Here is a 15,102-nt window from a genome sequence, read left to right as displayed (position 1 = left end):
CGGCGGGCCCGTTGACCTGCGGTGCGGCCCTCGCGGGCCGCGTTGTCAGCCCCCGGGGCCGCTCCCGGCGCCGCGCCCGCGTGGTCGGCCCGGGATCACCGCCGCCAGGCCAGTGGTCGGGTGCAGGCGGCGGCCCTGGTGGGCCGCGTTGTCAGCCCCCGGGGCCGCGCCCGGGTGGTCGGCCCGGGATCACCGCCGCCAGGCCAGTGGTCGGGTGCAGGCGGCGGCCCTCGCGGGCCGCGTTGTCAGCCTTCTGGGTCGCGCCCGGGTGGTCGGCCGGGCCCGCCGCCAGGCCAGTCGTCGGATCCAGGCGGCGGATTGATCGGCGCGGGGCAGCCCTCACGGCAACGGGCCCGCCGGACAGTGCCGGCGGGCCCGTTGATCTGTGGTGCGGCCCTCGTGGGCCGCGTTGTCAGCCTCCTGGGCCGCGGCCGGGTGGTCGGCCCGGACCACCGCCGCCAGGTCCGCCGCCGCCGGGGCCGGCGCCCTTGCCGTTGCTGATCTGGATCATTACGACGCCGCCCTTGATGGTGCGGCCGTCCGGCGACGTGCCGGCGGCCTCGCCGGCGGCGCAGCGGGAGTCGATCGGGGTGTCGTCGGTGTCGACGACGAAGCCCGCGTTCCTGAGCTTCGATCGGGCGGCCTCGACCGAGATGCACTCGACGTTCGGGATGCTCCGCTGCTCGCCGTAGATCATCTTGCTGCTGTTGGGCGCCGTGAAGTCCTTGCGGGTTGCCTTCATCGCCTTCATGCCGTCGCGTAGCGTCTCGTAGACCGCCGGGTTGACGATGCCGTGCTCCATGTCGTGGGTGGTCTCGGCCCAGTCGGGGTCGGCCAGGATGCCCGCCACGGAGAGCTGCTTGGTCATCGTGACCAGGGACGCCGTCTTCTCGCTGTCGGTCGTGCCGGACTTGCCGGCCACCGGGAAGCCCACGTCGCGGCGCACGTTGGAGGCGGTGCCGCTCGTGCACCGAGAGGTGTCCGAGTGGTCGCCGACCGGGCACCGGGCCGCGTCGACGGCCGCGCGGGCGACCTGCGTGTCGATGGCCTTCTTGCAGCGCGACGCGGCGACGTCGAGCTTGGCGCCGTCCGGGGCGATGATCTCCTGCACCGGGTTGGGCTCGCAGTATTTCCCGTCAGCGGCGAGCGTCGCGTACGCGTTGGCCAGGTCGAGCGGCGTGGTGGAGGAGACGCCGAGGGTGAAGGCGCCCCACTGGTCGGCGCCCTGCTTGTTGTTGGCGATTACCGCGTCGCTCTTGGAGCGGAACTTGATGCCCATCCGCTTGGCGGCGTCGACCACGTTGGCCGCGCCGGCTTGCTCCTCGAGCGGCACGAAGAAGGTGTTGACCGACCTGCCGAAACCGGTCCACATGTTCTGCACGCCCGCCATGCTCTTGTTGGCATTCTCCGGGCAGTACTTGTTGGTGCCGGGGCAGGCGCTGGGCCCGTTGTACTCCACGATGTATTTCGAGGTGTATTTCTCTTTCGCGTTGATCGTGTAGCTCAGCGGGTAGCCCTTTTCCAACGCCGCGACCAGCGTGAAGATCTTGAAGGTCGAGCCGGCCTGGTAGCCCGTGATGTCACCACCGCCGGAGATCAGCGGGTTGGTGGTGTTGGGATAGGTGCCGCGGATCTTGCGCTTCTTCTTCGCGGGGTTCGTGGACATGCCGTTCTGCGGCTTGTCGGTCGGGTCGAGCTTGTAGTTGCGGTTGACCGCCAGCGCCCGCACGTAACCGGTGCCCGGCTCGATGGCCGCGACCATCAGCGCGTTCGGATGGTTCTTCCCCGTCTTGTAGTACTGCTCGACGTTTTTCTTCGCCGCGTCCTGCACACCCGGGTCGAGCGACGTGATGATCTTGTAGCCGCCGCTCTTCAGCCGCCGCTCACGGTCGTACGTCGTCGCTCCGAACGCCTCCTGGTCCATCCACCAGCGGTAGAAGAAGTCGCAGAAGAAGCCCCAGCTGTTCTTGGTGGTCGCCACGCAACCGTTCGGCGCGCGCGTGCCCTTGACGGTCAGCTTGACCGCCTTGGCCTTGTCGCGCTGCTCGGCGTTGATCGCGCCGATCTCGAACATGTTGTCGATGACGTAGTTGCGCCGCGCCACCGCCTGGCCGTAGCCGTCGGAGGTCGTCGGGTCGTAGTCCGACGGCGCCTTCACCATGCCGGCGAGCATCGCGGCCTCGTCGACCGTGAGGTCCTTGGGCAGCTTGGCGAAGTAGACCTGGCTCGCGGCGTAGACCCCGTAGGCGCCGTTGCCGAACGGCGCGGTGTTGAGGTAGCGCTCGAGGATCTCGTCCTTGCCCAGTTCCTTGTCGATCTGGAGCGCGTACCGCATCTCGCGGATCTTGCGCTTCGGCGTGTCCTCGGTCGCGGCGACCACGTCCTGCGGGTCCGTCGCGGAGTAGGCGATGGCGAGTCGCACGTACTGCATGGTGAGGGTCGAGGCGCCCTGCTGGGTCTCGCCGGCCTGGTTGTTGGCGACGAACGCGCGGCCGATGCCCTTGATGTCGACGCCGTTGTGCTTGTAGAAGTCGTGGTCCTCGGCGGCGATCATCGCCTGCTGCATCACCTTGGCGATGTCTTTGAGGTCGACGTCGCGCCGGTTCTCGTCGTACATCGTCGCCAACGGGGTCTTGCCGTTGTTGGCGTAGATGTAGCTGATCTGTGGTGGGCGCTTGAGCGTCAGCTCGGTGGGCAGCTTGTCGAAGGTCTCGACACCGGCCTTGGCGGCCAGACCCGACATGGCGACCGCGGGGAACGCGGCGGCGGCGACCACCACACCGGCGAGCACGCCACAGATGATCAGCGACGCGGCATTGGCGAAGATGTTGTGATCACGTCGCCGCATCCAGCTTCTTTTGCGGGGCTTCCCAGCCTGCGCACTCGGCTCACTCACGCCGCCAGGGTACGGGAACACACAACAATCTCGCGTCCCGCGTATGGGGCCTCAACGGCGCACGGCGTCGACAAGGAGAAATCCGACGCGCCAGTGAGCACGTCTTTCGGAAGCCGGTGTCGTTGTTGTGTTATGCGCACGCTCCGGCAGCCGGTGCGCACCGGCATCGAGGATTCTGCCGGACTGCTGTGGTTCGTGTTGCCTTTTGACCGAATCCGGCCAAGATTTTCCGCAAACGGGCCATCTACACCCGCTGCTCACCTGGTACGCCCGAGAGTGTCCCGGTTGTGATGTATTTATCTGACAACGTTGCGTAATCAGACGACTACGGAGCATGATGGTTCGGCGAGCATCGCGCACCATCCACCGTCTCCCGGGGGGAACGGAGCGGTGGGTGACCGGGGGCAACACCTGCCGACTCGAGGTCGGTCCGACCGGTGTGGAGAGTTCGGCAGCGGACTGCAAGGGGGGACGTGGACTGATGGGCATGATTACAGACTGGCCGACTTTGGCGGCATGCCAGAACGGGGACCCGGACGCGCTTTTCGTACAGGGCGCCGAGCAGAACGTGGCGAAGCGGATCTGCCGGAGTTGCCCGGTGCGATACGAGTGCCTGGCCGACGCGCTGGACAACCGCATCGAGTTCGGTGTCTGGGGCGGCATGACGGAGCGCGAGCGCCGGGCCCTCCTGCGGCGTCATCCGCAGGTGGCCAGCTGGCGCAAGATGTTCGAGGCCGCGTTGCGCAACAAGGACAAGTCGCTGGTCACGGCTGGCTGATTGCCGAGCCGATCGTCCGCAGCCCGTCGATGTCGTGCACATCGGCGGGCTGTGCCGTCACGGCGACCGTCGGCACGTGCGGGAACTCCTGCGCGAAACCGGCGGTGACGGACCGTTCCCGGTCGGCCAGGGCGGCCAGGGCGGCGTGGATCCGCAACGCGTCGGCCGTCGGCGCCTGTTCGCCCGCCTCGGTCAGGTTCGCCGCTGCGGCCAGGCTCGCCTCGGCGCCGAGTTGCGGCACCTGGGTCGTGTGCACGCGGTTGACCACTAGCCCGGCCAGCGGCATCCGCTCCTCGCCGAGCCGGCGGGCGAAATAGGAAGCTTCGCGGATCGCGTCGGGCTCCGGCGTCGCGACCACGAGGAACGCGGTCTCGGGCGCCTGCAGGATCTGGAAGGTCTGCTCCGCGCGCTGCCGGAAACCGCCGAACATCGAGTCGAGCGCGGCGACAAAACCTGACAAATCAGTCAAAAGCTGCGCGCCAAGCACCTTCTGTACGACTCGGGAGAACACCCCGAACGACGCGGTCACCAGGCCGAAGACGCTGCGCCCACCCGCCCGGGCCGGCGCCAGCAGGAGCCGCAGCATCTTGCCGTCGAGAAACCGGCCCAGCCGGGCCGGCGCGTCGAGGAAGTCGAGCGCGGAGCGCGACGGTGGAGTGTCGACCACGATCAGGTCCCACTCGCCCTGCGCGTGCAGGTGGGCCAGCTTCTCCATCGCCATGTATTCCTGCGTGCCGGAGAAGGTCGAGCTCATCGCCTGGTAGAAGGGGTTGGCGAAGATCTCCGCCGCCTTCGCCGGATCGGTGTGCGTGAGCACCACCTCGTCGAAGGTGCGCTTCATGTCGAGCATCATCGCGTGCAGCGAACCCGCGCTGCCCTCGCCGACGTCCTTCACCGGCCGGGGGGTGTTGTCGAGCTCGGTCAGGCCGAGCGACTGGGCGAGCCGGCGGGCGGGGTCGATGGTCAACACCACGGTGCGCCGGCCGTGCTCCTCGGCGGCCCGCAGAGCGAGCGCGGCGGCCGTCGTGGTCTTGCCGACCCCACCCGAACCGCAGCAGACCACGATGCGGACGCCCGGATCACTCAGGATCCGGTCGACGTCCAGCCGTGGCGGGTGTAGATCCGAAGACACATGACCGAGTTTATGGGGTCGGACCAGCAAGCAGAGCGGCGGCGAGAAGGTCGAGCCCCTCCCGGTCGACTCCGCCGCTCAACACCGGCAGCTCCAGCACCGGCCGGCCGAGCTCGGCGAGGTCGGTGCGGAGCGAGTCCTCCAGCTCCTGGCGGGTCTGGTGGTTCTTCACCTCGGCGTACAGGCCGCTGACCGTGGCCCGGTCGGTGGGCAGCCCGGCAGCGCTCAAACCGCGCTTGAGCTCGGCCTGCGTGACCTTGCCGACGGAGGCCAGCGGGGTCTGCGCCTCGTTGACGATCACGTGCCCGACCGGGATGCGCAGCCGGGTCAACTCGTCGATGGCGTCGACCGTCTCCTGCACCGGCATCTCTTCCAGGAGTGTGACCACATGCACAGCGGTCATCGGCGAGCGGAGCAGCGCCTGGACGCCGTCGCTCTGCGACTTGATCGGCCCGACCTTGGCCAGCTTGGCGGTCTCCGCGGTGACGTTGAGGAACCGCCCGATCCGGCCGGTCGGCGGGGCGTCGAGCACGACCGCGTCGTACACCCGATGCCCGCCCGAGGTCCGGGTCGTCGCTTCCTTGACCTTGCCGGTGAGCAGCACGTCGCGTACGCCCGGCGCGACGGTGGTGGCGAAGTCGATCGCGCCGAGCCGGCGCAACGCCCGGCCGGCCGCGCCGAGCCGGTAGAACATCTCGAGGTATTCGAGCAGGGCTTCCTCGGCATCGATGGCCAGCACCCGCACCTCGCCACCACCGGCCGCGGCGGTGATCCGGCGCTCCTCGTAGGGCAGCGGCGGGGTGCCGAACAGCTGCGCGACGCCCTGTCGGCCCTCGACCTCGACCAGCAACGTCCGGCGCCCGCCCGCGGCCAGCGCCAGGGCGAGTGCGGCGGCCACCGTCGTCTTGCCGGTGCCACCCTTGCCGGTCACGACATGCAGCCGTGCCGGCCACAGATCAGCACGTCGGCCGGTCGCGGCGGGTCTCGTCACGACCCGAGGGTATCCGTCAGCCGACGTCGCAGACCCACCAGCCGGTCTTGTGTACGAGAGTGAACCGGAGCTGTTCCTCGGCGCTGCGGTCGTCGGCGGTCAGCACGGTCAACCTGGTCGAGACGACCGCCTTGTCGGCATCCTGCTGTTCCACCTTCGGCGGATCCCAGCGGTAACGCGGGCTCGGATACGTCCGCGCGTACTGCTGGACCTCGTCGATCTTGTCCTGGACGGCGCTCTGGTCGCGCGCCTCACCGCAGAGCAGCGCCGTTGCCGCGGCCGCGTTCTGGTCGACGTAGACGGCGTCGAGGAAGCCCTCCACGGCCGCCACCGGCTCGGCCGCGCCCTCGCCGGTCTCGGTGTCGCGGAGCAGCAGGAAGGCGGCCAGGCCGCCGCCACCGCCACAGAGCAGGACGATGGCCAGCACGATCGCCGCGACGAGCGGACCGCGCCCGCGGCGCTGGGTGGGCGGCGGCGCCGGATGCGGGGGTACGGCGGCCCAGGGCACGGGCTCGGCGTACGGCGCCTCGGTGGGCGCCGTCCCGGTCGCCCACTCCTGCGTGCCCGGCGGCACGGTGGGCGGCGTCGGGGGCATCCACGGCGGTGGCGTCCACAGCGGCGGCTGGGCCGGTGGGGGGAGCGGTGGCGCGCTGATCGGTGTGGGTGGGGCTGTTGGGATCTCCTGGGTCAGCGCGGGCTCGGGCTCGGCCGGGCGCGGCGCCGGCTCGTCCGGTGGCGGCGGCGTTGGCGGGCCCGAGGGCGCCGCTGCGGCTTGAGCGGGGCCCGGTGCCAGGATCGGTAAGGGTGGCCCTTCCGGCGGCGGTGGAGCCGGTGACGCCTGCGGCGGTGGTGGCGGTGGGACGGGCAGGCGTCCGTCGCCCTCGTCGCCGGACGGGGCGGCGTCGGATGGCCGGCTGTCGGTACCGTCGGGCGGCACGGTCATGGTCTCCCCACCAGCTCTCGTCCGGTCGCGGTCGAGCCGTCGCCGAGCAGGGTAGCCGACCTCGGCCCGCTCCGATCGCCACCGGTAACCTCGGCCGCATGCAGAAATGGGAGTACGCGACCGTGCCGCTGTTGGTCCACGCGACCAAGCAGATTCTGGACAACTGGGGTGACGACGGCTGGGAGCTCGTCTCCGTGATCCCGGGTCCCAACCCGGAGCAGCTGGTGGCCTACCTGAAGCGGCCGAAGTCATGACTCCGCACGAGCGCCTCACCGAGCTCGGCCTCACGCTGCCCGAGGTGGTCCCGCCGGTCGCCGCGTACGTGCCGGCCGTCCAGTCCGGTGCCCACGTGTACGTCTCCGGCCAGCTGCCGATCTCCGGTGGCGAGCTGCTCGCGACCGGCAAGGTCGGCGCCGAGGTCACCGGGGAGCAGGCCCGCGACCTGGCCCGGCAGTGCGCCCTCAACGTGCTCGCCGCGATCGACGCCCTGGTCGGCCTCGAATACGTCGTCAAGGTCGTCAAGGTGGTCGGCTTCGTCGCGTCGGCCCCTGGCTTCACCGGCCAGCCGATCGTCGTCAACGGGGCGTCGGAGCTGTTCGGCGAGGTCTTCGGTGAGGCCGGTCGGCACGCCCGCAGCGCGGTCGGCGTCGCCGAGCTTCCGCTGAACGCCCCCGTCGAGGTCGAGGCGATCGTCGAGGTCGCAACCGCCTGATCTGGACAGGAAGACCTGAATCTCCTGTCACACCCCGGTCGTACGATCGCACCCATGACGTCCCACGTGACCACTCCGGCGGCGGCCCTGGCGGAACGCCTGCCGGAGTGGGCCACCCTGGTCCGGGCACCCAACCCGGGCCCGATGACGCTCGACGGCACCAACACCTGGGTCCTGCGGGCCACCCCCGGCGCGCCCGCCGTGGTCGTCGACCCCGGCCCGCTCGACGAGGGGCACCTGCGGGCGATCGCCGAGCACGGCCCGATCGGCACGGTGCTGGCGACGCACGGCCATCCCGACCACGTCGAGGGGCTCGACCGGTTCGCCGAGCTCACGGGCGCCACCGTGCTCCGCGACCTGGGTGACCACGAGCTCGCCGGCATCGAGCTCACCGCGGTGGCGACTCCCGGCCACACCGCCGACTCGGTCTGCTTCGTCGCGGCGGCCGGCGGCGAGCGGGCCGTCTTCACCGGCGACACCATCCTGGGCCGGGGCACCACGGTGGTCGCCCATCCCGACGGCGACCTCGGTGCCTACCTGGCCAGCCTGGAGCTGTTGACGGGCTATCCCGGCCGGCTCGCCCTGCCCGGCCACGGCCCCGCGCTGGCCGACTGCGCAGTCGCCGCCCGGTTCTACCTGGCCCACCGGCGTGCGCGGCTCGACCAGGTGCGGCAGGCCGTCGCAGATGGCGCCAAAACCGCCGAAGAGGTCGTTGCCACCGTTTACGCCGACGTCGACCCCGGCCTCTGGCCGGCCGCTGCCTGGTCGGTTCGAGCCCAACTCGCATATCTCGGTGTGCCAACCGGGGAATCGCGACGGGGGTCACAGGGGTTGGATGGACCGTGACTTGTCTTGTGTGCGGCACGGTCTCCGTCCCAGGCGCCCGTTTCTGCCACAACTGCGGCGCCGCCCTGCCCGCGGCGGCGACGCTGCCCGCCGCCGAGCGCCGGGTGGTTACCGTCCTGTTCGGCGACCTGTCTGATTTCACCTCCTGGTCCGAGAATGTCGACCCCGAGCGGGTCGGCGCCGTGACCGACCGGGTGCTGGCCGCGCTGGCCGGCGCGGTGAAGACCTTCGGCGGCCACGTCGACAAGCTGACCGGCGACGGCATCATGGCCGTCTTCGGCGCACCGGTCGCACACGAAGACGACGCCGAGCGCGCGGTCCGGGCCGCTTTGTCGATGCAGCGCGCGGTCCGCCGGGTGCTCGACGACGAGCGCGGCGGCGGCGCGCCGCTCGGCCTGCGGGTCGGGCTCAACACCGGCGCCGTGGTCGCCGGCATCCAGGCCGCGATCGAATACACGGTCATCGGCGACACGGTCAACACCGCCGCCCGGCTCGCCGACGCGGCCGCGGTCGGCGCCGTCTACGCCGGGGCCAGCACGTTCGAGGCCACCCGCCGCGTCGCGTCCTGGCGGCAGCTGCGCCCGCTGCGGCTCAAGGGCAAGCGCGATCCCGTCCAGGCCGCCGAGCTGCTGGGCCTGCACGATGCCCCCGGCACCCGCGCCGGGCTCGGCGACGAGGCCCCGTTCGTCGGCCGCGAAGCCGAGCTCGGCCGGATCGCCGGCCGGCTCGCCGAGGTCGTCGACCAGAGCCAGCCCACGGTCATGTTGATGACCGCCGAGGCGGGCATCGGCAAGACCCGGTTCGCCGGCGAGGCCGAGCGGCTGGCCGCCGGGTTCGACGTCGCCGCCGGCCGGTTCGCCACCCGCACCGGCGCCCGGGTGCTCTCGGTGCGCTGCGCCGCGTTCGGCGAGCGCCGCCGGCTGGCCCCCCTGGCCGATCTGGTCCGCGCCGCGATCGGCGCTCCCGCCGACAACGGCACACCGCCCAGCCGGGCGGTGGTCGAGGAGCGGCTCCGCCGGCTGACCGCCCGGCTCGCCAAGCTGCCCGACACCGCGCCGGTCGCCACCGACCTGCTGCTCGCTCTGATGGGCTACGGCGAGGTGCCGGCGGCCGTCTCACCGGTGCCGGGCGAGTGGACGGGCGACATCCCGGGCGGCGACGCCGCCGCCGTGCCCGGCGCGGTCGCCGCGCTGCTGAGCGGGCTCGCCGCCGAGACACCGCTGCTGATCGTCGTCGACGACCTGCACGACGCCACCCCCGAGACGGTCGAGGCCCTCGGGGTCATGCTGTCCCGGCTGACCGGTCCCGTCCTGGTGCTGCTGCTCGGCCGCCCCGAGCTCGTCCGCACCGCGGGCGCGCTGACCCGGCTGGCCGACGCCGAGGTGGTCAACCTGCCGCCGCTGCGCGGCAACGACGCGGCCCGCCTGCTCTCGTCCTACCTGAGCGGCGGCAAGCTGCCGCAGCCCGACAACGACGGTCTGCTCGCCACCGCGCAGGGCAACCCGTTCTACCTGGCCGAGCTGGTCACGTTGCTGATCGAGCGTGGTGCGCTGACCAAGGTCGGCGTCGACGGGCGCTGGCGGTTGGCACCCGGCTCGCTGACCAGCCGGCTGCTCTCCCGCGACCTGGCTGCGGTGCTCGCAGCCCGCATCGACGCGCTGCCGGGCGACGCGCGCGCCGTGCTGCGCGACGCCGCGGTGATCGGCGACCAGGTGCCGCGCGGCACCCTCGAAGCGTTGCGCGAGCACTACGCGGGCCGCGCCGGGCGCCCGGCCGCGGTCGTCGCGGTCGAGCTCGAGCGCGCGATCGACGAGTTGCTGCAGCGCCGCATGCTCCAGCGCACCCGGGGCGGCTACGCGTTCAGCACCCCGCTGATGCACGAGGCCGCCTACTCCGGCATAGGCAAGGCCGACCTGGCCGAGCGGCACGCGTTCCTGGCCGAGTGGGCCGCCCGCAAGACCCCGTCCGACGTGGTCGTCGGGCGGCGGCCGGTGTCGGTCGACGCACCGGCCGGCGATCCGGGCAGCTGGTCCGACGGCGACCGCGACGCGTTCATCGCGCACCACGCCGAGCGCGCGGTCGCCCTGGCCGACAGCGTCGGCCTGCGCCCCGACGCGCCCGCCCGCACCGTCGTCCCGTTGGGCATCGCGGCGCTGAGCCGGTCGGCCCGGCGGGCCTCCGCCGCCGGTGAGCCGACCACGGCCGTCGAATACGCCGAACGGGAGGCCACCCTCGCGGGTGACGCCCTGCCGACCGCCGACCGGCTGGTGCACGCGCGGGCGTTGCAGCAGACCGGGCGGGTCAACGACGCTTTGGCGTACGCCGAGAAGATCGCTGCCAACTCCGCCGAGCCGAGCGCCCGCGCCGGTGCGCTGCTGCTAGCCGGCCGGGCCCACCGCTCGCTCGGTGACTTTCCGCGGGCCCAGGTCATGTGGCGCGACGCGCTCCAGGTGGCCACCGACGCCAACCTGCCCGGCCCCCGGGCCGAGGCGATGCGCCGGCTCGGCATGGCCGACTTCCTCCAGGGCAAGCTGGCCCAGGCGAGCAGCCGGTTCGCGGCCGCCTACCAGGTCAACGTCGCGGCCGGCGACGAGCGCGGGCAGGCCTGGTCGCTCCAGAACCTCGCCTGGGTCACCACGACCCGGGGCGACTTCGCCGGCGCCGACGCGGTGCTGGCCCGCGCGGCCCGGCTGTTCGCCCAGCTCGGCGACCCGGTCGGCCGGGCCTGGCTGCGCGGCACCACGGCCTACGCCCGGCTGCTCGCCGGCCGGCTGTCCGAGGCCCGCCGGCTCGCCCGCATCTTCCTGCCGTTCGGCGAGCGCGTGGGCGAGTCGTGGGCGGTCGGCACCCTGCGCGCGGTCGAGGCGTTCGCCGCTGCCGAGCTAGGCGACCTGGCCGAGGCCGACCGCGAGGCTCGCCGCGCCTACCGTGACTTCGCGGCCGCCTCCGACGACTGGGGCCGCGGCTTCGCCCTCGTCGTGCGCGGCGTGGTGGCCCGGGGCCTGGGCGAGCCGCAGCACGCCGCCGACCTGCTCACCGACGCGTTGTCCTACGCGAACCGGCTCGGCCATCCGCTGTTGATGGGCATGGCCGGCACGCTGCGGGGCTTCGTCGCCCTGGACCGCGGCGACATCGACGCGGCCGAGGCCGACGCGCGGGCCGTGATGACCGCGGTCGAGCCGCACAACCCACTGGCGCCGGCGCAGGTCGGCCCCCGGGTGCTGCTGTCCGCGGCCCGCCGCCTGGCCGGCGACACGACCACGGCGGTCGGCCTGCTGGCCCCGATCGCCTCGGCCAGCGGCGCGCCGTCGCTGCTGTTCTCGCGCCAGCAGGCGCTGGCGACGTACGCGTCGGCGCTGCACGCCGCAGGCCGATGCGAGCAGGCACTCGACTGGGCGCAACGGGCCGCGGCCGTGCCGGCCGAAGACGTGCGCTCGCGGGTCATCGGTGCCGAGGTCCTGGCCCGGTCCCTGGCATCGGCGGGCCGCGTCGCGGAGTCGCGCGCCGCCGCCGAGCGCGCGGTCGACCTGTCCTTCTCCACGGAGCAAACCAGCGAACGAGCCCGAGCCAAGGCCCTGCAGGCCGAACTCTCGGACTAGCGGGTCGCTGGACCTCGCATCCGGCTCGCGGTGACCGGCCTTCTGGAGCTGATCGACCGGTCCGCGGGTGGTCCGCCTTCTCGGACCCGCCGGCGTCCGTCAGCGGCTGAGGGTTGGGGTTTCCAGGGCGTCTGGGCCGCGGCCGGCCAGGCAGCGGTAGGTGCGGTCGCCGTTGGCCAGGGCGGTCGCGTCCGGTGGCAGCACGTCCAGGGTCCAGCCTTGGGTGTTCATCAGCAGCGTCACCGAGGCGAAGGTGGACCGGCCGCAGACCTCGCGGACCGACGGGTCCGCGCGCAACGACTGCCGGTCCACAGTGGTCAGCGACCGGGGTGCCTCGCCGACCGCGAACACCTCCCAGGTGTGCGGACCCCCGCACGCCACCCGCGAGACGTCGGAGGCGTAGCACTCCAGCTCGCCGGGGCAGTGCCCGTTCGACGGCAACGGAACGACACAGCCGCGCAATGCCTGGCCCTCCAGCCGCACCGTCGACGTCGGTGTCGGCTTCCCCGGGCCCACCGGGTCGTCGTCCGGCAGGCTGGCCGCGTACCAGGTGGTCAGGCCGCCGATCACCAGCAGCGTGACCATCCCTAGCCCACCGAGCCACCAGCGGCGCCGGCCGCGGCGGGTGTTGCCGCTGACCGTCGGGTGGTCGTCGGCCGGCGGCGGCACCGGCGGTGGCGTGTAGGTGCGCGAGACGTAGACCGACGGGCCGCCGGAGACCGGTGCGCCGGACACCGGGCGGGTCGGGCCGGAGCTGTCCATGGACAGGCCGGCCAGTAGGTCGCGCAGCTCCTCGGCCGACGGCCGGGCCGCCGGGTCGTTGGCCATGCCCCGGCGCAGCAGGTCGAGGTAGGCCGGCGGCACACCGGGCAGGTCGGGGATCTGCTCGGTGAACATCTCCATCAGCGTGAGCAGGCTCGGGTCGCGGTCGTCGCGCCAGCGCGGCGGCTTGCCCCGCATGATCGCGTAGAGCGTCGCGCAGAGGGCGTAGACGTCGACCGCCGGCGACGGCTCGCTGTGCCGGAACATCTCGGGCGCCGCGTACGCCGGGGTCAGCACCTCCAGCGTCACCGAGGAGTCGCGGACCTCGGCCAGCACCGCCAGGCCGAAGTCGGCCAGCGCCGGCTCGTTGAACCGCGAGTAGAGGATGTTGGCCGGCTTGACGTCGCGGTGCAGCACACCGAGTTGGTGCGCGTCGGCCAGGGCATCCGCGATCTTGACGCCGACGTCGCGGGACTCGACGGCCGACAGCGGCGAGCTCTTCATCCGTTCGAGGTACGAGCCGTCGCAGAGCTCCATGATCAGGTACGGGTGACGGGAGTCGGTGACGCCCGCGTCGAAGAGGTCTACGACGTGCGGGTGCGACGACATCCGGCCGGCGGCGCGTGCCTCGCGGAGGAAGCGACGTTGGTCGCGTTCGGTGTCGAGCGTGCGGTTTTCGACCTTGACGGCCACCTCGCGGCCGACCGACGCCTGTGTCGCCCGGTAGACGGTGGCGTAACCACCACGGGCGAACACCGACAAGTCGGTCAGGCCAGGCACAACTGGCAGCGGGAGTGCTCCAGGTGATGTGCCGTTCACGGGTTAGAAGGTACCGAAGTCCCACGCTTCCGTTCGAACCACAATGCGACACCCGTCGCGATTGCTCCGAGCCCCTCCCACGCCGCGACACCGAAGAAGCGGGCCGGAGCGGCGTCGGTGACCACCAGGACGGTGAAAACCGTGAATGTCACGAGTCGGAACCACACCGTGAAGAGGTAGAACGGGCGCCATTCGGTGGCGACCGCGACCAGGTAGTAGACGCCCATGTTGAACGACGCCATGGACGAGGCCGCCATGAACGTCTTCGTGTAGTCGCCCGCTGCCCGCGAGCCGAGCACCTCGAATCCCAGACTCTTCAGCAGGGTGTCCGGGCTGACCAGGCCGACCACGCCCATGATGATCGCGAGCACGCCGAAGACGGCCATGGTCCAGCCGGCCGGAGAGCGAGGAAGCCTCATATTTGAAGATCCAAGCATCTCCACTCGTGGTGATCAACGATCAATCAATACGACTTCTCCTGACCGAGTACGTGCTGCGAGACGAAGTTGAGGATCATTTCGCGACTGACCGGGGCGATCCGACCCGCGCGCACCGCACCGAGCAGTGTGGCGACGCCGTACTCCGTGGTCATGCCGTTGCCGCCGTGCACCTGGATCGCCGTGTCGACGGCCAGCGCCGCGGCGTCGGCGGTCGCGTACTTGGCCATGTTGGCCGCCACGCCCGCCTCCAGGTCGCGACCCGCGTCGTAGAGCGCGGCCGCCTTGTAGACCATCAGCCGGGCGAGCTCCACCTGGATCGCCGCGTGCGCCAACGGGTGCGCCACTCCCTGGTGCGTCCCGATCGGACGGCCCCAGACCTGCCGGGAGGCGGTGTAGCGGGACGCCCGGTCCAGCGCGTACCGGCCGGTGCCGGCACTCATCGCAGCGACCGTGATCCGCTCGGGGTTGAGCCCGGAGAACAACGCCGGCAGCCCCGCGTCGCCGTCACCGACGAGCGCGGAAGCCGGCAGACGCACGTCGTCGAGGTAGAGCAGCCACTGCTTCTCCGGCGAGACGATCTCCATGTCCAGCTTGGACTTCGTCAGCCCGGCGGCGTCGGTGGGCACCAGGAACAGCGCCGGCACGAGCCGGCCGGTCGCCGCGTCCTCGGTGCGCGCCACGACCATCACGTAGTCGGCGTGGTCGACACCCGAGATGAAGCACTTGCGGCCGTTGAGCACCCACTCATCGCCGTCCCGGCGGGCGACCGTGCCCAGCCGGTGGAAGTTCGAGCCGGCCTCGGGTTCGGTGATCGCGAAGGCGATCAGCAGCGTGCCGTCCGCGAGGCGAGGCAGGAACTCGGTGCGCTGCGCCTCGGTGCCGTGCTTGGCCAGGATCGTCGCGATGATCGCCGGCGAGACCACGAGCAGCAGCAGCGGCGAGCCGGTCGCCGACAGCTCCTCGCAGACGATGGTCAGGTCGGTGATGCCGCCGCCACCACCGCCGTACTCCGCCGGGATGCTGACACCGAGATAGCCGAGCTTGCCGGCCTCGGCCCACAGCTCGGTGGTGTGCTCGCCCGCCTTGGCCTTGCCGATGAAGTACTCGTGACCGTAGCGGCGGCCGAGCGCCGACACGGCGTCGCGCAGGTCGCTCTGCTCCGGGGTCAGGTCGAAGTTCATGAG

The 15,102-nt window shown here is 71.8% G+C and carries 12 protein-coding genes; 5 read left to right on the top strand and 7 right to left on the bottom strand.

The window, feature by feature from the left end:
- Positions 1–412 precede the first annotated feature (412 nt).
- Positions 413–2,848, bottom strand: coding sequence for a penicillin-binding protein (locus tag CHC05_RS33775; protein ID WP_089254708.1), 2,436 nt, complete (start codon positions 2,846–2,848; stop codon positions 413–415).
- 529 nt (positions 2,849–3,377) lie between these two features.
- Here CHC05_RS33775 and CHC05_RS33770 point away from each other — a divergent pair.
- A complete protein-coding gene (locus CHC05_RS33770) occupies positions 3,378–3,674 on the top strand; it encodes a WhiB family transcriptional regulator (RefSeq protein ID WP_089254707.1) in 297 nt (98 codons plus the stop codon).
- Here the strand turns inward: CHC05_RS33770 and bagB are convergent.
- The 3 genes from bagB to CHC05_RS43195 are packed head-to-tail and all read right to left on the bottom strand — an operon-like array spanning position 3,661 to position 6,734.
- A complete protein-coding gene (gene bagB, locus CHC05_RS33765) occupies positions 3,661–4,806 on the bottom strand; it encodes an ArsA family ATPase (protein WP_089254706.1) in 1,146 nt (381 codons plus the stop codon). The genes CHC05_RS33770 and bagB overlap by 14 nt on opposite strands.
- A gap of 10 nt (positions 4,807–4,816) precedes the next feature.
- Positions 4,817–5,797 (bottom strand): ATPase BagA, encoded by a 981-nt coding sequence (bagA, locus tag CHC05_RS33760; RefSeq protein WP_089254705.1) that lies wholly within the window; start codon positions 5,795–5,797, stop codon positions 4,817–4,819.
- Positions 5,798–5,813: 16 nt separating this feature from the next.
- Positions 5,814–6,734 (bottom strand): Rv0361 family membrane protein, encoded by a 921-nt coding sequence (locus CHC05_RS43195; RefSeq protein ID WP_281257784.1) that lies wholly within the window; start codon positions 6,732–6,734, stop codon positions 5,814–5,816.
- A 104-nt stretch (positions 6,735–6,838) separates the two neighbouring features.
- On the opposite strand from CHC05_RS43195, the gene sp36 reads away from it, so the two are divergent.
- From sp36 to CHC05_RS33735, 4 genes are read left to right on the top strand one after another with little or no spacing between them, the layout of a single operon-like run.
- Positions 6,839–6,994, top strand: a complete 156-nt coding sequence (sp36, locus tag CHC05_RS33750) for a Sp36 family protein (RefSeq protein WP_089254704.1) — start codon at positions 6,839–6,841, stop codon at positions 6,992–6,994.
- Entirely contained in the window at positions 6,991–7,452 is a 462-nt protein-coding gene (locus CHC05_RS33745) for a RidA family protein (protein ID WP_089254703.1), read from the top strand. Before sp36 ends, CHC05_RS33745 begins: the two co-directional genes overlap by 4 nt.
- Positions 7,453–7,506: 54 nt before the next feature.
- Positions 7,507–8,298: an MBL fold metallo-hydrolase gene (locus tag CHC05_RS33740; protein WP_089254702.1), complete on the top strand. Its 792-nt coding sequence runs from the start codon at positions 7,507–7,509 to the stop codon at positions 8,296–8,298.
- Entirely contained in the window at positions 8,295–11,897 is a 3,603-nt protein-coding gene (locus CHC05_RS33735; RefSeq protein ID WP_089254701.1) for an adenylate/guanylate cyclase domain-containing protein, read from the top strand. Before CHC05_RS33740 ends, CHC05_RS33735 begins: the two co-directional genes overlap by 4 nt.
- 99 nt (positions 11,898–11,996) lie before the next feature.
- On the opposite strand, the gene CHC05_RS33730 is transcribed toward CHC05_RS33735, so the two are convergent.
- The 3 genes from CHC05_RS33730 to CHC05_RS33720 are packed head-to-tail and all read right to left on the bottom strand — an operon-like array spanning position 11,997 to position 15,099.
- Positions 11,997–13,478, bottom strand: a complete 1,482-nt coding sequence (locus tag CHC05_RS33730) for a serine/threonine-protein kinase (RefSeq protein WP_089254700.1) — start codon at positions 13,476–13,478, stop codon at positions 11,997–11,999.
- Positions 13,475–13,897: a hypothetical protein gene (locus CHC05_RS33725; protein WP_089254699.1), complete on the bottom strand. Its 423-nt coding sequence runs from the start codon at positions 13,895–13,897 to the stop codon at positions 13,475–13,477. The genes CHC05_RS33730 and CHC05_RS33725 overlap by 4 nt, the downstream gene beginning before the upstream one ends.
- Positions 13,898–13,941: 44 nt before the next feature.
- Positions 13,942–15,099, bottom strand: a complete 1,158-nt coding sequence (locus CHC05_RS33720) for an acyl-CoA dehydrogenase family protein (protein WP_089254698.1) — start codon at positions 15,097–15,099, stop codon at positions 13,942–13,944.
- Positions 15,100–15,102 lie beyond the last annotated feature (3 nt).

Source organism: Asanoa hainanensis (genome assembly GCF_900188485.1).
Classification (GTDB): domain Bacteria; phylum Actinomycetota; class Actinomycetes; order Mycobacteriales; family Micromonosporaceae; genus Asanoa; species Asanoa hainanensis.
This window is presented reverse-complemented; position numbering and strand designations above follow the sequence as displayed.